The organism is Pseudomonas sp. NY15437, assembly GCF_048068435.1.
GTDB classification, from domain to species: Bacteria; Pseudomonadota; Gammaproteobacteria; order Pseudomonadales; family Pseudomonadaceae; genus Pseudomonas; species Pseudomonas nitroreducens_B.
The window spans coordinates 164,425-181,703 of the sequence record NZ_JBLUQC010000010.1 but is presented as its reverse complement, the minus strand read 5'-3'; the positions used below and the strand labels follow the sequence as shown (position 1 = coordinate 181,703).

The following is a 17,279-nucleotide window of genomic DNA, read 5'->3' as shown; positions in this document are numbered from 1 at the left end:
GGCCGGAACCCCTCGCAAACAAAGGCGCCGCCTGGGGCGTCGCCACGGATACAGCTCTCGATGCGGGCCACCGGCGGGCAGGCCATGGACAGCCTGCTGCGATGACGCCCAGCGCTACCCGCGGGTAGCGATTGGGTAGTGGACGGCGGCGGGCCGCTCGTCGTCACATGAAGATTCCGCGTCAGGCCACCGAACGACATTGCGCGATGAAATCACGGATCTTCTGCGCATCCTTGATGCCCTTGCTCGCCTCCACTCCGCCGCTGACGTCCACGGCGTAGGGCCGCACCTGGGTGATGGCATCCGCCACGTTGGCGGCCGTCAGGCCGCCGGCCAGGATCAACGGGCGCTGCACATCCCTGGGCACCAGGGACCAGTCGAAGGCCAGCCCGGTTCCGCCCGGCACGCCTTCGACATAGGTGTCGAGGAGGAAGCCGCTGGCCTGCGGATACTTCGCAATCTGCGCCGCCACGTCGTCGCCGGGCTTCACCCGCAGCGCCTTCAGGTAGCGCTTGTGCCAGCCGGAGCAGGCCTCGGGCGTCTCGTCGCCATGGAATTGCAGGACATCCAGCGGCACCGCATCGAGGATTTCCCCCAGTTCGCAGCGGCTGGCGTCGACGAACAGGCCGACGGTGCTGACGAAGGGAGGCAGTGCGGCGACGATCGCCCGCGCCTGCTGGATGCTGACCGCGCGCGGGCTCTTGGCGTAGAACACCAGGCCGATGGCGTCGGCCCCCGCCTCGGCGGCGGCCAGGGCATCCTCGACGCGGGTAATACCGCAGATTTTGATGCGAACGGCGGACAAGATGCGACAACCTTCAGGCAAGTGATCGATCGATGGTAGCAAATGCCCCTGGCATCGTCAGCCAACGATATCCGGCAAACTTGAAAGGAAATGTGGCCCCAGGTAACGCTCGGGCAACACGAATTCCTCCGGGTATTCCACCCGCACCAGGTACAGGCCATAGGGATGCGCGGTCACGCCGCCGACACGCCGGTCGCGCGCCGCCAGCACCTCTGCCGCCCACTCCACCGGCCGCTCGCCGGCGCCGATGGTCATCAGCACGCCGGCGAAATTGCGCACCATGTGGTGCAGGAACGCGTTGGCGCGGATATCCAGCACGATGAAGCGACCGTGCTCGATCACCTCCAGGTGGTGCACCGTCTTCACCGGCGACTTGGCCTGGCACTGCACGGCGCGGAATGACGTGAAATCGTGGGTGCCGACCAGGGCCCTCGCCGCCTCGCGCATGCGCGAGACGTCCAGCGGCCGGTGGTTCCAGGTGACCTCCTCGGCCTGGTGCGCCGGGCGGATCGGATCGTTGTAGATCACGTAGCGGTAGCGCCGCGCCATGGCGCTGAAGCGGGCATGGAAGTGCGCCGGCATCACCTTGGCCCAGGTCACGCTGATATCGCCCGGCAGATTGGCATTGCTGCCCATGATCCAGGCCTTGAGCGGGCGCTCGACCGCGGTATCGAAATGCACAACCTGGCCGCTGGCATGCACGGCCGCATCGGTGCGCCCGGCGCACATCAGCGAGACCGGCTCGTCCGCCACTTTCGACAGGGCTTTTTCCAGCGCCGCCTGCACGGACGGCACGCCGTCTTCCTGGCGTTGCCAGCCGCGATAACGCGCGCCTTTGTATTCGACGCCCAGGGCAATCCTGGAAACGCCAACGGCGGCCGATTCGGCCGCCGCTGAGGGTACTGCTTCAATCATCTATCTGGAGCCTTCCGGCTCAGGCGATACGCCCGAGCAGTTCGCGCGCTTCCTGCTGCTGGTTGTCGTTACCCTCGGTGAGTACTTCGTCGAGGATGTCGCGGGCGCCTTCGGTGTCGCCCATGTCGATGTAGGCACGCGCCAGGTCGAGTTTGGTGGCCGCTTCGTCGGCGCCGGAGAGGAAATCGAACTCGTCCTCGTCGTCGGCGTCGGCGCCCGGCAGGTCCAGATCGCCCGCGGCGAAGCTGTCGTCTGCCAGCGGCTGGACGGCCGGCGCCTGAGGCTCGTCGTCCTGCGCGGAGAGGCGATCCAGTTCGGCGCTCACTTCGTCCAGCTGAGCGGCGAAGCTGTCGTCGACCTTGGCCGGAGCCGGCTCATCGTCGGCCAGGGAGAGATCGAAGTCATCCGGCAGGTCATCGGCCTGGGGCGCCTTGCTGTCGATATCCAGGCTGAACTCCTCGGGGCTCACGCCGGACAGCGACGCGGTATCGTCGTCCAGGCCCAGCAGGAAGTCGTCTTCCGCCGAAGCCAGGGTGGCAGCACCGTCTTTCTCCAGGTCCTTGTCCAGGTCCAGGGAGAAATCGCCCAGGTCGTCGGCCAGCGACGGGGTCTCGACCTTAGAGGCCGGCTGTTCCGGCAGGTCCAGATCGAAGGCGAAGTCGTCCTCCAGCCGGGTGCTCGGCGCTTGCGCCGGCGAAGCCTCCAGGCTCAGGTCATCATCCAGGTCGAAATTGCCGAAGGACAGCTCGTCGCTCGGCTGTGCGGCCGGGGCGGCAGGCTTGTCGTCGCCCAGGTCGAGGTCATCCAGCGCCAGGTCGAAGGCATCGTCCAGGTCGCCATGGGGCTGCGCAGCGGGCTGTGCGGTCGCGGCGGGAGTCTCGACCTCGAAGTCGTCCAGGCTGAAGCCGTCGAGATCGTCCTTCTCGGCCAGTGCGGCAGCGGCCAGGCCACCCCCGACGGCCGCCAGGGCGACCATGCCCGGATAGCGGGATTTGAGTTGCTCGACCTGCGGCTCGGCGCCGCCGATCTCGCGCAGTTCGTTTTCCTGGCGGGCGAAGCCTTCGCGGTCACCGATCTCGGCGTAGACCTCCATCAGCTTCAGGCGCAGGTCGGTGCGCTGCGGCTCGTCGTAGATGGCGCCCTGCAGCAGCTCGGCGGCCTGGTTGAAGCGGCCGTATGCGATGTAGATGTCCGCCTCGCCCAGCGCATCACTGGTCTGTGCTGCGACGCGCTCGGGCGCGGCCTGGGCGGGAGCGGCGACTTCGGCGGCCTGCGGCACGTCGAGGGTGTCCAGTTCGCTGCCGGCGAGCGTCAGGTCGTCGTCCAGGTGCGGCTCGTCGTCGCCGGCGTAGGCAGCAAGGCTTTCCTGCTCCTTCGCGGCACGGCGGCGGGAAATGATCATCAGCAGGACCAGCAGCGCGAGCAGCGCGCTGCCGGCGATGGCACCCAGCCAGAGCGGGTTGGCGAGAATCTCGTCGATGAAGCTGGTTTCGGCCTGGGCAGCCGGCGCAGCGACCGGTGCAGGAGCGGGCGTGGGCTTCTGCGCCTCAGGCGCAGGGGCCGGCGCGGCGGGTGCCGGAGCAGGCGCGGGTGCCGGTTGCGGCTGAGCATCCGCGGCCGGAGCCGGCGGCGTACCGGCATCGCCACCCGGCGCCGGAGCGGCGGGTTGTTCTGCGGTTGCCGGAACCGGCGCAGTGCCTGGCTGGGCGGCAGCGTCGCCGCCCGGCTGCGGTGCAGGCACGGGGGCGGCGCCATTCGCTGCGGCAGCCTTGTCGTTGCCCAGCTCGCTTTGCAGTTTCGCCAGTTGGGCGTCCTTCAGCGCGATGAGCTTCTGCAGTTTGTCCATCTGGCTCTGCAGGTCGCTCATGCGGCTGGTCAGCTCCTCGTTCTCACGACGGGTGCTGTCGAGGCTTTCCTTGGTCACGGCCAGCTTGTCGGCGACGGCCTGGCCGTCCTTGCTGCCCTTGTCGCCACCCTTGGCCTTGCCGTTCTCGCCGGAGAGCAGGCGCAGGCTGTCCTTGGTGTCGGCCTGGGCCGGTGCATTGCCGGCATTGGCGCGCGGCGTGGCGTCCAGCTGGCGGGCGCCGCCGGTGGGCAGGCTGCGGCCTTCGCGCCAGGCGGTGTACTGCTGGTTGACCTCGACGACAGCGGCCGGCTGGGTGCGTGCCTTGATCTGCTCGGCATCGGGCAGGCGCAGCACCTGGCCGCTCTTCAGGCGGTTGATGTTGCCGCCGAGGAAGGCGTCAGGATTGAGGTCCTGGATGGCCAGCATGGTCTGCTGCACGGAAACGCTGCCGTCCGGGCGCGCACGAGCGGCGATTTCCCAGAGGGTGTCATTCTTGCCGGTACGGTATTCGTTGCCTTCCAGGCGGCGCGACGGCGCAGCCGGAGCGGCGCTGGGCGCAGGCGTGGCACGCGGCGCGGCGGGGGCGGACGGGCGCACCACCGGTGCGGGGGCGGCCATCGGCGCGCGCGGCACGGCGGCGGCGGTCTGCGGGGAATACAGCGGCGGGTCGAGCAGCACGGTGTACTCGCGCAGCAAGCGACCGTTGGGCCAGACGACTTCCACGAGGAAGTTCAGGTACGGCTCCTGCACCGGCCGGTCGGAAGTCACGCGGATGACACTCTTGCCGTTGGGCTTGACGATGGGCGTGAACTTCAAGCCGGTCAGGAAGTACTGGCGGTCGACGCCGGCCTTGTTGAAGTCTTCCGGCGAAGCCAGCTTGGGGATCACCTCGGCGGCGGACAGATCGCGAACTTCGACCAGGTCGATCTCGGCATCCAGCGGCTGGTTCAGCGCCGAACGCAGGTGGATATCTCCCAACCCCAGCGCATGCGCCATGCCCGAGGTCAGTGCCGAAGCAGCTGCGATTGCCTGCACCAGTTTGCGAAGCCGGACCATATAGTAATCCCTTGTTTTAATAGCTTTTTTCTGGATTAGAACGACGTCTATCGGGCGCCGCTGCCCACTACACCCTCCGTTTTCACGGCGGTGCCCTCCCCTGTCAGCGGCGTTCCGGCCAGTATTGCCAAGCTAGAATACTTCTTCAAATATTCGGTAAGTATCTTTTACAGATAGTGTTTTATCAACAATTCGCCCAAGTTCACAGCATTTAGGGCTGCGCCTTTTCTCACATTATCTGACGCAATCCACAAATTCAGTTCGCACGAATCTGTCAGACCGGTCCGTAGGCGACCGACATACACACTATCCTGTCCCTGCGCATCGCCGATGACGGTCGGGTAATCATCTTCCACCAACTCGATACCGTCGGCAGCGTCCAGCGCGGCGCTGACGGCGGAGAGGGAAACCGGCGCCGCCGCCTTGATAGATACCATCAGTGTGTCGCCAAAGAATACCGGCGCCAGACTACAGGTCACACTCAGGCCCTCCCGCAGCTCCGGGAACAGCGCGGCGAGCTCCGCCGCCATGCGCCGCTCGACGACGGAATAGCCCTGCTCATCGACGCCGCCCAGTTGCGCCAGCATGTTGAAGGCGAACTGGCGATCGACCAGACGCGGCTCCAGCGGGCGGGCGTTGAGCAGTTCGGCAGTTTGCCGCGCCAGCTCCTGCACGCCCTCGCGCCCCAGGGCGGAGGCGGACAGGCACGCAGCGACATTGACCTGGCGCAGCTCCAGCACGCCGCGCAGTGCGGCCAGCACTTCGGCGACCTCGGCAGCGGGCGCGGCCGGCGCGGCAATCCGCGCGGGCAGTGAGAGGGTTTCCAGGGCCTCGCCATTCACGCAGGCCTGGGCCAGCAGCGCCGCATCCTGGTTCAGCGAGGCACCACTGAGGTCGATCACGCTGCAGCCAGCCTGCTGGGCACGGGCGGCGCACTCGACAGCCGCGTCGGCGGCCACGGACAGGAAGGCCAGGCGCACCTTGGCGAAATCGAATTCATCGAGCTTGCCGACCCGGATGTTGCGCCCGCGGAAGGCGATCGACTTGCCGGCGGATTCGCCGCTGGCCAGCAGATACAGGTTGGCGACGGGGAAGTCGCGCTCTTCCAGCAGTTCGACCAAAGCCTCGCCAACGAGCCCAGTGGCGCCTACTACGGCGATGTCGAGTGTTTCAGGCATCCGGAAATCTCACAAATCGGTGGGAAAAGTAGCGCAGCACTTTACTGCCCCCACCGGCGGCGAAGCAATCGAGGGCCCCGCCGCCTATCGCCGCAGCTCAGGGGCGCGGCGCGGCGCCTTCGGCCTGGGCGGTCAGCGGGTTGGCCGCCTGTGCGACGTCGCCGGCTGCGGCCTGCGGCGTGCCCGCGGGCGCAACGCCCTGGGTCTTGGCGCGATCCTGCTCAGCCAACCGCGCGATCAGGCCGGCGATCTGCGAATCCTTCAGTTCGATCAGCCTGTTCAGCTTCTGGGTCTGGCTTTCCAGGTCGGCAATCCGGCTGCGCAGTTCCTCACCTTCGCGACGGGCACTGTCCAGCCCCTCCTGGGCCACGGCCAACTGTTCGGCCTCGACCTTGCCATGGTCCTTGCCTGGCTGGCCGGAGAGCAGGCGCAGGTTGTCACGCGCCGGGGCGTTGGCCGGCGCGCTGCCCGCCTCCGCCTTGTGAGTGGCATCGAGCTGGCGACCCTGCTGGGCCACCTGCGGAGCGCGCTTGGCCTTCCACTCGGCATTCTGGCTTTGCACCTGGGCTACCGCCTGGGCGTGGCTTTGCTCGCGAACCTGCTGCTCGCTGGGCAGGCGCAGCACCTGGCCGACCTTGATGCGGTTGATGTTGCCGTCGACGAAGGCATCGGGGTTCATGCGCTGGATCGCCGCCATGGTCTGCATGACCGAGACGCTGGCGGAGGGGCGATTGCGCGAGGCGATGTCCCACAGCGCGTCGTTGCGCTGGATGCGATAGCTGTCGGCGGGCGGCGCGCTGGCCACCGGCGGCGCCACGGGTGGCGTAAGCGGCGCACGCGCAGCGGCCACCGGCGCAATGGCGGGCGGCGTAACCGGGCTGGCGAGGTAGGTCGGCGGATCGAGCAGCACGGTGAATTCGCGCACCAGGCGCCCCTGCGGCCAGACCACCTGCAGGACGAAGTTCACGTAGGGTTCACGGATCGGCTTCGACGAACGGACGTGGATGACACCACGGCCGTTCTTGCCCAGGTCGGGAGTGAAGGTCAGCCCGCTGGTGACCACGCTGCGGTCCACGCCCAGGCGCTCGAAGTCTTCCGCCGAGGCGAGGCTGACCACGACGTCGTCGGCGCTCAGGTCCGCCGCGCCACGCAGGTCGATATTGGCCGAGAGGTTCTGCCCCAGCGCGGCCCGCGAGGAGATGTCGCCCAGCTCCAGCGCGCCCGCCATGCCCGGCACGAACGCCGCGGCCACTGCCGTCGCCAACCACAATCTGTGTAACCGAGCCATGCTCTCCCCCGCTGCGTGCTTGCCATCGGCCGGCGCGAAAAGGCGCACCGAAACCTGTCCCCATGGACGGGCTGCGAGGATAGCGACTGGTTCCCGGCGGCTTTTCCGGCTGCGTCACAGAAACCGGCGTCAAGGAGCCGACAGCCGCACGGGCTGGCGGTTTTGTGCGGCGGTTCACCTACACATAGGGAACTTATCGTGCTCCGGAAAGCACAACGCCGGCTCGAGGCCGGCGTTGTGGTGAACACGGAAAGGGGCGGATCAACGCTCCAGCAGGATACGCAGCATGCGGCGCAGCGGCTCGGCGGCGCCCCACAGCAGCTGGTCGCCCACGGTGAAGGCACCGATGTACTGCGAGCCCATGTTGAGCTTGCGCAGACGGCCGACCGGAACGCTCAGGGTGCCGGTAACGGCGGCCGGCGTCAGTTCGCGCATGCTGATTTCGCGCTGGTTCGGGATCAGCTTGACCCAGGGATTGTGCTGGCTGATCAGGCCTTCGATGTCGGCCATCGGCACATCCTTGTTCAGCTTGATGGTCAGCGCCTGGCTGTGGCAGCGCATGGCGCCGATGCGCACGCAGATGCCGTCCACCGGGATTGGGTTCTTGAAGCGGCCGAGGATCTTGTTGGTTTCCGCCTGGCCTTTCCACTCTTCGCGGCTCTGGCCGTTGGGCAGTTCCTTGTCGATCCACGGGATCAGGCTGCCGGCCAGCGGCGCACCGAAGTTCTCGGTGGGCATGGCATCGCTGCGAATGGCTTCGGCGACCTTGCGGTCGATGTCGAGGATGGCGCTGGACGGGTTGGCCAGGTCATCGGCGACGGACGCGTTGATGGCGCCCATCTGCTTGATCAGCTCGCGCATGTTCTGCGCGCCGGCGCCCGAGGCCGCCTGGTAGGTCATGGCGCTCATCCACTCGACCAGGCCGGCTTCGAACAGGCCGCCCAGAGCCATCAGCATCAGGCTGACGGTGCAGTTGCCGCCGATGTAGTTCTTGGTGCCGGCGTCCAGCGAGTTGTCGATGACCTTGCGGTTCACCGGGTCGAGGACGATGACCGCGTCATCCTGCATGCGCAGGCTGGAGGCGGCGTCGATCCAGTAGCCCTGCCAGCCGGCTTCGCGCAGCTTGGGGAAGACTTCGCTGGTGTAGTCGCCGCCCTGGCAGGTCAGGATGACGTCGAGGGTTTTCAGTTCCTCGATGCTGTAGGCGTCCTTGAGGGGGGCAATGTCCTTGCCAATGGACGGACCTTCGCCACCCACGTTGGAGGTGGTGAAGAACACCGGCTCGATCAGGTCGAAGTCCCGCTCTTCCAGCATCCGCTGCATGAGCACCGAACCCACCATGCCACGCCAACCGATCAGACCTACACGCTTCATCGCTACTACACCTTCAAATATTTAGAGGGCCGTCGCTCCCGCCTGTGTGAACCTGGCCGGGAGCGAGCGAACCGGAGAGATTACAGATTCCGCAGCGCCGCGACTACCGCATCGCCCATTTCGCGGGTACCGACCTTGGTGCAGCCTTCGGACCAGATGTCGCCGGTGCGCAGGCCCTGGTCGAGCACCAGGCTGACCGCCTTCTCGATGGCGTCGGCGGCGGCGCCTTCGTTGAAGGTGTAACGCAGCATCATCGAGACCGAGAGGATGGTCGCCAGCGGGTTGGCGATGCCCTTGCCAGCGATGTCCGGGGCGGAACCGTGGCACGGCTCGTACATGCCCTTGTTGTTCGAATCCAGCGAGGCAGAAGGCAGCATGCCGATGGAGCCGGTGAGCATGGAAGCTTCATCCGACAGGATGTCGCCGAACATGTTGTCGGTGACCATCACGTCGAACTGCTTGGGCGCACGCACCAGCTGCATGGCGGCATTGTCGACGTACATGTGCGACAGCTCGATGTCCGGGTAGTCCTTGGCGACTTCCTCGACCACTTCGCGCCACAGCTGGCTGGAGGCCAGGACGTTGGCCTTGTCCACCGAGCACAGCTTCTTGTTGCGCACGCGGGCCATGTCGAAGCCGACACGGGCGATGCGGCGGATTTCGCTCTCGCTGTACGGCAGGGTGTCATACGCCTGGCGCTCGCCGTTCTCCAGCACGCGCTGCTCGCGCGGTTGGCCGAAGTAGATGCCGCCGGTCAGCTCGCGGACGATGAGGATGTCCAGGCCGGCCACCACTTCGGGTTTCAGGCTGGAGGCATCGGCCAGTTGCGGATAGAGGATGGCCGGGCGCAGGTTGCCGAACAGGCCCAGTTGCGAGCGGATCTTCAGCAGGCCGCGCTCGGGACGGATGTCACGTTCGATCTTGTCCCACTTCGGGCCGCCCACGGCGCCCAGCAGCACGGCGTCGGCGTTGCGCGCGCGCTCCAGGGTCTCGTCGGCCAGCGGCACGCCGTGCTTGTCGATGGCGGCGCCGCCGATCACGTCTTCGGTCAGTTCGAAGCCCAGGGCGAACTTGTCGTTGGCCAGCTCCAGCACCTTGACCGCTTCGGCCATGATCTCCGGGCCGATACCGTCACCGGGGAGAACCAGAATCTGTTTGCTCATCGCTTGTTTCCTTCGGAAAAGAGTAAAAGCCGCAGGCTCGTGACCGGAGCCTGCGGCTTGAAGCTTGTGGCTGCTATTTACTGGCCCAGAGCACCAGCACGTCGGTGCTGAAGGAGCCCTCGGCGTCGATCTCGAAATATTCGCGCACCTCGTCCCCCATCGACAGCTGCAGGGCACGAATGGCATGGCGCATCACTTCGGGCGTGCGCATGCGCTCGACCCAGGAAGTGAACTCCAGGCGCAGGCGCTGGCGCTTGGCGGCAGTCACCGCAAGACCCGCCTCACCCACTAAACGCGCCCACTCCGACGGGGAGTAGTCACGCACGTGGCTGGTATCGCGCAGGACCTCGACAGTCTGCAGATAGGTGTCCAGCAGTGGCAAGCCCGGCGCCGCGACATCGATGAAGCAGGCCACGCCACCCGGCTTGAGCACCCGGCGCACTTCGCGCAGCGCCTGGCCAACATCCCGCCAGTGGTGCGCGGAATAACGGCTGAAGACGAAGTCGAACTCGCCGTCGTCGAACGGCAGCTGCTCGGCGGCGCCGCAGCGGGTTGAGATATTGCCCAGGCCACGCTCGGCGGCGGCCGAGGCCACCACGTCGAGCATCTGCTGGGACAGGTCGTAGGCGATCACTTCATCGCAAAATTCCGCGATCTGGAAGCTCACGTGCCCAGCCCCGCAGCCAAGGTCCAGCACGCGCGAGCCGGCGTCAGCCGCCACGGTTTCGCGCAGCAGCGCGAATTCCTCGCCCTGGGCGTGTACGGCGCTGGTCAGGTAAGCGTTGGCCTGGGCGCCGAACTGGCGCTGGACCACGTGCTCGTGACGGCTCTCGGTCATGCTGTTCTCCTTGCTCGGTGGCGCGGCGCCGTTCAGGCGTCGCGGAACAACCAGGGCTGCCGCTGCTTGTAGCCGGCTTCGAAACTACGGATGGCGTCGGCGTCCTGCAGGGTCAGGCCGATGTCGTCCAGGCCATTGAGCAGGCAATGCTTGCGGAATGCGTCCACGTCGAAGCTGTACTTTTTGCCGTCCGGGCGGGTCACGGTCTGCGCGGCGAGGTCGACGGTCAGCTGGTAACCCTCGGTGGCTTCGCACTGGGCGAACAGTTCGTCGACTTCTTCATCCTTCAGGATGATCGGCAGCAGGCCGTTCTTGAAGCTGTTGTTGAAGAAGATGTCGGCGAAGCTCGGCGCGATCACGGTGCGGAAACCGTACTCGTCCAGCGCCCACGGCGCGTGCTCGCGGGAGGAGCCGCAACCGAAGTTCTCGCGCGCCAGCAGCACGCTGGCGCCCTGGTAGCGCGGGAAGTTGAGGACGAAGTCCTGGTTCAGCGGACGCTTGGAGTTGTCCTGGTTCGGCTGGCCCACATCGAGGTAGCGCCACTCGTCGAACAGGTTCGGGCCGAAGCCGGTGCGCTTGATCGACTTGAGGAATTGCTTGGGAATGATCTGGTCGGTGTCGACGTTGGCGCGGTCGAGCGGCGCGACGAGACCGGTGTGCTGGGTGAATGCTTTCATGTTCGGTCCCCTCAGGCCTGCATCAATTCGCGTACGTCGATGAAACGACCGGTCACGGCTGCCGCGGCAGCCATCGCCGGGCTCACCAGGTGGGTGCGGCCACCGGCGCCCTGGCGACCTTCGAAGTTGCGGTTGGAGGTGGACGCGCAATGCTCGCCGCTCTCCAGGCGGTCCGGGTTCATCGCCAGGCACATGGAGCAGCCCGGTTCACGCCATTCGAAGCCGGCTTCGATGAAGATCTTGTCCAGCCCTTCCTGTTCGGCCTGAGCCTTCACCAGGCCCGAGCCCGGCACGACCAGCGCCTGCTTGACGGTGGCGGCGACCTTGCGGCCCTTGGCCACGGCGGCGGCGGCGCGCAGGTCTTCGATGCGCGAGTTGGTGCAGGAGCCGATGAATACGCGGTCCAGCTGGATATCGGTGATCGCCTGGTTGGCGTTCAGGCCCATGTATTTCAGGGCGCGGACGATGGAGTCGCGCTTGACCGCATCGGCTTCGGCCGCCGGGTCCGGCACGTTCTGGTCCACCGCGAGGACCATCTCGGGCGAAGTGCCCCAGCTGACCTGCGGCTTGATGTCCTCGGCCCGCAGTTCGACGATGGTGTCGAAGTGCGCGTCGGGGTCGGACACCAGGTCGCTCCAGGCTTCCACGGCCTTGTCCCAGTCACTGCCTTGCGGCGAGAACGGACGGCCTTTCACGTATTCGATGGTCTTCTCGTCGCACGCCACCATGCCGACGCGGGCGCCCGCCTCGATGGACATGTTGCAGATGGTCATGCGGCCTTCCATGGACAGGTCGCGGATGGCGCTGCCGGCGAACTCCAGGGCATGGCCGTTGCCGCCCGCGGTGCCGATCTTGCCGATCACCGCGAGGACGATGTCCTTGGCGGTCACGCCGAAGGGCAGCTTGCCCTCCACGCGCACCTGCATGTTCTTCATCTTCTTGGCGACCAGGCACTGGGTGGCGAGCACGTGCTCCACCTCGGAGGTGCCGATGCCGTGGGCCAGCGCGCCGAAGGCGCCGTGGGTCGAGGTGTGCGAGTCGCCGCAGACCACGGTCATGCCCGGCAGGGTTGCGCCCTGCTCCGGGCCGACCACGTGGACGATGCCCTGGCGCACGTCGTTCATCTTGAATTCGAGGATGCCGAAGTCATCGCAGTTCTCGTCCAGGGTCTGGACCTGGATGCGCGAGACTTCGTCGGCGATGGCCTGAAGGCCGCCCTTGCGCTCGGCCTGGGTGGTCGGCACGTTGTGGTCCGGGGTGGCGATGTTCGCATCGATGCGCCAGGGCTTGCGGCCGGCCAGGCGCAGGCCTTCGAAGGCCTGCGGCGAGGTCACTTCGTGGAGGATGTGGCGGTCGATGTAGATGAGCGACGAACCATCGTCACGGCGCTTCACCTCGTGCATTTCCCAGAGTTTGTCGTAGAGCGTCTTGCCGGCCATCAGAGAGTCCTCATCAGCGTCTTTCTATGCCCCTTGGGCTTGTGGGGATGATCCTATGGAAAGGCACCGAATAACTCAAATTCATATTTTTTATCCAAAGGATTCCCACAAGGAATACGGTGCGTTATAAACGTCAGGCGCCGCTTCCAGAGCGCAGGGAGTCAATATGGACCTGACCAGCCTCAACACCTTCCTGGCCATCGCCGAGTCCGGCAGCTTCTCCGAAGCCGGCGAGCGCCTGCACCTGACCCAGCCGGCGGTGAGCAAGCGCATCGCCGCCCTGGAAAACCAGCTGGGCGTGCGCCTGTTCGACCGCGTCGGCCGCGAAGTGACCCTCACCGAATCCGGCCGCGCCCTGCTGCCGCGCGCCTACCAGATCCTCAGCGTACTGGACGACACCCGCCGCGCCCTGACCAACCTCAACGGCGAGGTGAGCGGCCGGCTGGTCCTGGCCACCAGCCACCACATCGGCCTGCACCGCCTGCCGCCGCTGCTGCGCGCCTTTACCAAGGCGCACCCGCAGGTGGCGCTGGATATCCAGTTCTGCGACTCGGAAGTGGCCTACGAGGAGATTCTCCACGGCCGTGCCGAGCTGGCCGTGATCACCCTCGCCCCGGAAACCGCCGAGCCCGTGCGCGCGGTGCCGGTGTGGGACGACCCGCTGGACTTCGTCGCCGCCCCCGAGCACCCGCTGGCGGTGCAGGGCCCGGTATTCCTGGCCGACGTGGCGCGGCACCCGGCGGTGTTCCCCGGCGGCAACACCTTCACCCACCACATCGTGCGGCGCATGTTCGAGGCCGAGGGCCTGACCCCGAACATCGGCATGAGCACCAACTACATGGAGACCATCAAGATGATGGTCTCCATCGGCCTGGCCTGGAGCGTCCTGCCGCGCACCATGCTCGACGACAGCGTCGTGCGCCTGCCCCTGCAGGACATTCAGCTCAGTCGCCAGCTGGGCTACATCCTGCATACCGAGCGCACGCTGTCCAACGCCGCGCGGGCCTTCATGCGCCTGCTCGACGCCCAGGCGGCCGGGCTTGCGCCTGTCGCGGCCTAACCTCTATTGTTCTGACAGAACTAGAAGAAGGGGCCCCAATGCCCGTCCGCACGCCACTTCGCCTTGGCCGGCCGTACTGGGCCGGCACTGCCAGACGCCGGGGGAGCGCCGCATGAGCCAACCTCCGCGCACGCCCCCCTTCGCCACCGACGGCCAGGACAAGTTCGCCAAAGCCTTCCATACCGCGCCCGACGCCATGGTCATCACCGACCGGGACAGCGGTCGTTTCCTCGAACTCAACGCCAGTTTCGTCGACCGCTTCGGCTGGAGCCGCGAAGAAGCCCTGGGCCGTACCTCGGTCGAGCTCGGCCTCTGGCGCAGCCTCGATGAGCGCCAGCGGATGCTCGACACCATCACCGCCGAGCAGCAGATCGACGGCTTCGAAGTCACCCTGCTGACCCGCACCGGCGAAGTTCGCCACGCCAGCGTCTACGGCTGCCAGATCGAACAGGACGGCCACCCCTGCCTGGTGCTGACGGTGCGCGACCTCACCCGCGCCCGCGCCCAGGAGCGCGCCCTGCGTGACAGCCAGGAACGCCTGGACCTGGCGCTGGACTCCGCGCAACTGGGCATCTGGGACTGGCACATCCCCAGCGGACTGCTCTACGGCTCGCCCCGCGCCGCCGTGCTGCACGAATTGCCTGACCGGGATTTCCACGGACCCTTCGGCGAATTCTTCGCCTGCGTCGACAAGACCGACCGCCAGCGCATGCGCCAGGCCTACGCCCGGCTAACCCGCGGGCCGGAGAACGACTACCAGTTCACCTACCGCGCACAGCTCGGCTCCGGCGAAGTGCGCTACCTGGAAAGCCGTGCGCGGCTCTACCGCGACGCCCAGGGCAAGCCGCTGCGCATGGCCGGCACCCTGCTCGACATCACCGACCGCGTGCTGCGCGAACGCAGCCTGCAAGCCTCGGAAGAAAAATTCGCCAGCCTGTTCCAGGGCAGCCCGGACCCGATCTGCGTCTCGCGCGTGCGCGACGGCGAGTTCATCGAGGTGAACCCGAGCTTCTGCAGCACCTTCGGCTGGCTGGCCGAGGACATCATCGGCCGCTCGTCACACCAGGTCACCTTCTGGGCCGACCACCACCAGCGCTCGCGGCTGTTCGAACAGCTGATGCGCGACCACTCGCTGCAGAACGTCGAGGTGCAATTCCTCACCCGCGAAGGCCGGACCATCACCTGCATGGTCGCCAGCCGGCTGATCTGGGTCGATCGCCAGCTGTGCATCCTTTCCAGCTTCCGCGACGTGACCCGCCGGCTGCAGGCCGAGGCCGCGCTCAAGGCCAGCCAGGAGAAGTTCGCCAAAGCGTTCCACTCCAGCCCCGACGCCATCACCATCACCGAGCGCGAGACGGGCCGCTACATCGAGGTCAACGACGGCTTCCACCGCCTCACCGGCTACCGCCCGGAGGAAGTGCTGGGGCAGACCTCGCTGGACATGAACATCTGGGCCGACCCGGACGAACGCCTGAACATGATCGCCGCGCTGAACCGCGACGGCTTCGTACACCACCTGGAAATGCGCGGCCGCCACCGCGACGGCACGATCCGGACGGTGGACGTGTCGGTGGAACCGATCGAACTGGGCGGCATGGACTGCCTGCTGCTCACCGCCCGCGACACCAGCGAACTGCGCGAAGCCGAGGCACGCATCCAGCACCTGGCCTACCACGACGCCCTGACCGACCTGCCCAACCGCGCCCTGCTGATGGACCGCCTGAAGCAGTAGATCTCCCTGCTGCAACGCCACAGCCTGCGCGGCGCGCTGATGTTCCTCGACCTGGACCACTTCAAGCACATCAACGATTCCCTCGGGCATTCGGTCGGCGATTCCATCCTGCAGATGGTCACCGCGCGCCTGGAGGCCAGTGTGCGCCAGGAAGACACCGTGGCGCGCCTTGGCGGCGACGAGTTTGTGGTGCTGCTCACCGGCATCGAGGGCAGCCGCCTGGACACCGCGCAGCAGGTACGCCAGCTGGCGGAAAAACTCCGCGACCTGCTGGCCGAGCCGATGCTGCTGGACGGCCACCGCCTGCAGATCACCCCGAGCATCGGCATCGCCCTGATCCCCGACGACGGCGCCACCCCGGACGACCTGCTCAAGCGCGCCGACATCGCCATGTACCGCGCCAAGGACGCCGGCCGCAATACCGTGCAGTTGTTCCACGAATCCATGCAGCAGGCGGCCATCGAACGCCTGCGCCTGGAGAATGGCCTGCGCATGGCGCTGACCCGCCGCGAATTCAACCTGCACTACCAGCCCCAGGTGGACGCCCGTGATTCGCGCATCGTCGGCGCCGAGGCGCTGCTGCGCTGGCGTCACCCGACGCGCGGCCCGCAATCGCCGGCCAGCTTCATCCGCGTCCTGGAAGACAGCGGGCTGATCGTCGAGGTCGGCCAGTGGGTCATCGAGGAAGCCTGCCGCACCGGCGCGCAACTGCTCGCCGAAGGCCGTATCGATGTCGACAACTTCAGCCTGAGCGTGAACATCAGCCCCCGGCAGTTCCGCCAGGGCGATTTCGTCGAGCGCCTGCTCAGCGTGCTGCACAAGGTCAAGTTGCCGCCCAGCCTGCTGAAGCTGGAGATCACCGAGGGCATCGTGATCCAGCAACTGGACGACACCATCGCGCGCATGGAACGCCTGCGCGAAGCCGGCGTGCAGTTCGCCATGGACGATTTCGGCACCGGCTATTCCTCGCTGACGTACCTGAAGCGCCTGCCGGTGGACAGCCTGAAGATCGACCAGAGCTTCGTGCGGGACGCGCCCAGCAACAGCAACGACGCGGAGATCGTCCGCGCCATCATCGCCATGGGCCAGAGCCTCGGCCTGGAGCTGGTGGCCGAAGGGGTGGAAACGCCGGAGCAACTGGCGCTGCTGACCGAACAGGGCTGCCACCTGTACCAGGGCTACCTATTCGGCCGGCCGGTGCCGCTGGAGGAATTCATCGCCCTGCTGCCCCGCCGCGACAGCCAGCAGGCGACCTGAGGCCCGCTACTGCGCGGGCCGCAACTCCGACATCACCACCATCACCTGCGCCTCGTCCGCCTCGCCGTCGTTGAGGTAGAGGTGGCCGATGCTGCTGTCGAAATAGGCCGTCTCGCGCGGGCCGATACTCACCGACTCGCCCGTTTCGAACTGGATGCGCACGCGGCCGGCCACCACCATGGCGAACTCCTGGCCGGGGTGGCGGACGTAATCGTCGAACTCGCCGACCTCGCGGGCGAAGATGCGCGCATACAGCGGCGTCATGCTGCGCTGCGGGAAGTCGCCGGCGATGGGGTAGTACTCGTAGCCGCCGGTGTCGTAGCCGGCGGCCTCATCAACGCACGTCTTGACGAACGTCTTCAGCCCCACCTGCCCGCCGACGGGCGGTAGCGGGCGGAACAACTGGGCGATGTCCACCTCAAGCGCACGGGCGGCGGCGGCCAGTTTGTCGTAGCTCACCGCGACCTGCGCCAGCTCCATCTTCGACAGGGTGGAAACCGCGACGCCAGACAGGTCGGAGAGCTGTTTCAGGGTCAGCTTGCGTTGCTTGCGAACCGCCCGCAGGCGCGCACCGACTTCGTCTCGATCCAGTTGCGGGGGCTGGGGTAGTGCCTGCGCGGTTTCGCTCATGGGACATCTCGTGAGGGGGCC

General features: G+C 66.8%; 12 protein-coding genes and 1 pseudogene. 2 read left to right on the top strand and 11 right to left on the bottom strand.

Going from position 1 to position 17,279, the window contains the following annotated elements; genetic code table 11:
- Nucleotides 1-181: 181 nt before the first annotated feature.
- From ACNFIA_RS22010 to leuC, 10 genes are all read right to left on the bottom strand, one after another.
- The gene (locus tag ACNFIA_RS22010) at nt 182-805 is read right to left on the bottom strand and encodes a phosphoribosylanthranilate isomerase (protein WP_259756275.1); all 624 of its coding nucleotides are present in this window, start codon (nt 803-805) and stop codon (nt 182-184) included.
- Nucleotides 806-862: 57 nt separating this feature from the next.
- The gene (truA, locus tag ACNFIA_RS22005; RefSeq protein ID WP_416788633.1) at nt 863-1,720 is read right to left on the bottom strand and encodes a tRNA pseudouridine(38-40) synthase TruA; all 858 of its coding nucleotides are present in this window, start codon (nt 1,718-1,720) and stop codon (nt 863-865) included.
- A 19-nt stretch (nt 1,721-1,739) separates the two neighbouring features.
- A complete protein-coding gene (locus ACNFIA_RS22000) occupies nt 1,740-4,622 on the bottom strand; it encodes a FimV/HubP family polar landmark protein (protein ID WP_416788630.1) in 2,883 nt (960 codons plus the stop codon).
- 167 nt (nt 4,623-4,789) lie between these two features.
- Nucleotides 4,790-5,800, bottom strand: a complete 1,011-nt coding sequence (locus tag ACNFIA_RS21995; RefSeq protein WP_416788627.1) for an aspartate-semialdehyde dehydrogenase — start codon at nt 5,798-5,800, stop codon at nt 4,790-4,792.
- Between the two features lie 97 nt (nt 5,801-5,897).
- Entirely contained in the window at nt 5,898-7,088 is a 1,191-nt protein-coding gene (locus tag ACNFIA_RS21990) for a FimV family protein (RefSeq protein ID WP_416788624.1), read from the bottom strand.
- Between the two features lie 261 nt (nt 7,089-7,349).
- Entirely contained in the window at nt 7,350-8,462 is a 1,113-nt protein-coding gene (asd, locus tag ACNFIA_RS21985; protein ID WP_236170979.1) for an aspartate-semialdehyde dehydrogenase, read from the bottom strand.
- Nucleotides 8,463-8,542: 80 nt separating this feature from the next.
- Entirely contained in the window at nt 8,543-9,625 is a 1,083-nt protein-coding gene (gene leuB / locus ACNFIA_RS21980) for a 3-isopropylmalate dehydrogenase (protein ID WP_259756284.1), read from the bottom strand.
- A gap of 73 nt (nt 9,626-9,698) precedes the next feature.
- A complete protein-coding gene (locus ACNFIA_RS21975) occupies nt 9,699-10,463 on the bottom strand; it encodes a class I SAM-dependent methyltransferase (protein WP_416788621.1) in 765 nt (254 codons plus the stop codon).
- A gap of 32 nt (nt 10,464-10,495) precedes the next feature.
- Complete coding sequence (gene leuD, locus ACNFIA_RS21970; RefSeq protein WP_259756286.1) at nt 10,496-11,140, bottom strand: 3-isopropylmalate dehydratase small subunit; 645 nt, start codon at nt 11,138-11,140, stop codon at nt 10,496-10,498.
- Nucleotides 11,141-11,151: 11 nt separating this feature from the next.
- Nucleotides 11,152-12,579 carry a 3-isopropylmalate dehydratase large subunit gene (leuC, locus tag ACNFIA_RS21965; RefSeq protein ID WP_259756288.1) on the bottom strand — a complete coding sequence of 476 codons (1,428 nt, stop codon included), beginning with the start codon at nt 12,577-12,579 and terminating at the stop codon, nt 11,152-11,154.
- A gap of 166 nt (nt 12,580-12,745) precedes the next feature.
- On the opposite strand from leuC, the gene ACNFIA_RS21960 reads away from it, so the two are divergent.
- Together ACNFIA_RS21960 and ACNFIA_RS21955 are read left to right on the top strand one after the other, a co-directional pair.
- Complete coding sequence (locus ACNFIA_RS21960; protein WP_259756290.1) at nt 12,746-13,639, top strand: LysR family transcriptional regulator; 894 nt, start codon at nt 12,746-12,748, stop codon at nt 13,637-13,639.
- 112 nt (nt 13,640-13,751) lie between these two features.
- Nucleotides 13,752-16,628, top strand: a pseudogene (locus tag ACNFIA_RS21955) (EAL and GGDEF domain-containing protein).
- Nucleotides 16,629-16,634: 6 nt separating this feature from the next.
- On the opposite strand, the gene ACNFIA_RS21950 reads toward ACNFIA_RS21955, so the two are convergent.
- The gene (locus ACNFIA_RS21950) at nt 16,635-17,258 is read right to left on the bottom strand and encodes a helix-turn-helix domain-containing protein (protein ID WP_416788617.1); all 624 of its coding nucleotides are present in this window, start codon (nt 17,256-17,258) and stop codon (nt 16,635-16,637) included.
- Nucleotides 17,259-17,279: the final 21 nt, after the last annotated feature.

Excerpts from the sequence above, each read along its gene's own strand:
- truA (WP_416788633.1), bottom strand. The coding sequence starts at position 1,720 with ATGATTGAAGCAGTACCCTCAGCGGCGGCCGAATCGGCCGCCGTTGGC.
- ACNFIA_RS22000 (WP_416788630.1), bottom strand. The coding sequence starts at position 4,622 with ATGGTCCGGCTTCGCAAACTGGTGCAGGCAATCGCAGCTGCTTCGGCA.
- ACNFIA_RS21995 (WP_416788627.1), bottom strand. The coding sequence starts at position 5,800 with ATGCCTGAAACACTCGACATCGCCGTAGTAGGCGCCACTGGGCTCGTT.
- ACNFIA_RS21990 (WP_416788624.1), bottom strand. The coding sequence starts at position 7,088 with ATGGCTCGGTTACACAGATTGTGGTTGGCGACGGCAGTGGCCGCGGCG.
- asd (WP_236170979.1), bottom strand. The coding sequence starts at position 8,462 with ATGAAGCGTGTAGGTCTGATCGGTTGGCGTGGCATGGTGGGTTCGGTG.
- leuB (WP_259756284.1), bottom strand. The coding sequence starts at position 9,625 with ATGAGCAAACAGATTCTGGTTCTCCCCGGTGACGGTATCGGCCCGGAG.
- ACNFIA_RS21975 (WP_416788621.1), bottom strand. The coding sequence starts at position 10,463 with ATGACCGAGAGCCGTCACGAGCACGTGGTCCAGCGCCAGTTCGGCGCC.
- leuD (WP_259756286.1), bottom strand. The coding sequence starts at position 11,140 with ATGAAAGCATTCACCCAGCACACCGGTCTCGTCGCGCCGCTCGACCGC.
- leuC (WP_259756288.1), bottom strand. The coding sequence starts at position 12,579 with ATGGCCGGCAAGACGCTCTACGACAAACTCTGGGAAATGCACGAGGTG.
- ACNFIA_RS21960 (WP_259756290.1), top strand. The coding sequence starts at position 12,746 with ATGGACCTGACCAGCCTCAACACCTTCCTGGCCATCGCCGAGTCCGGC.
- ACNFIA_RS21950 (WP_416788617.1), bottom strand. The coding sequence starts at position 17,258 with ATGAGCGAAACCGCGCAGGCACTACCCCAGCCCCCGCAACTGGATCGA.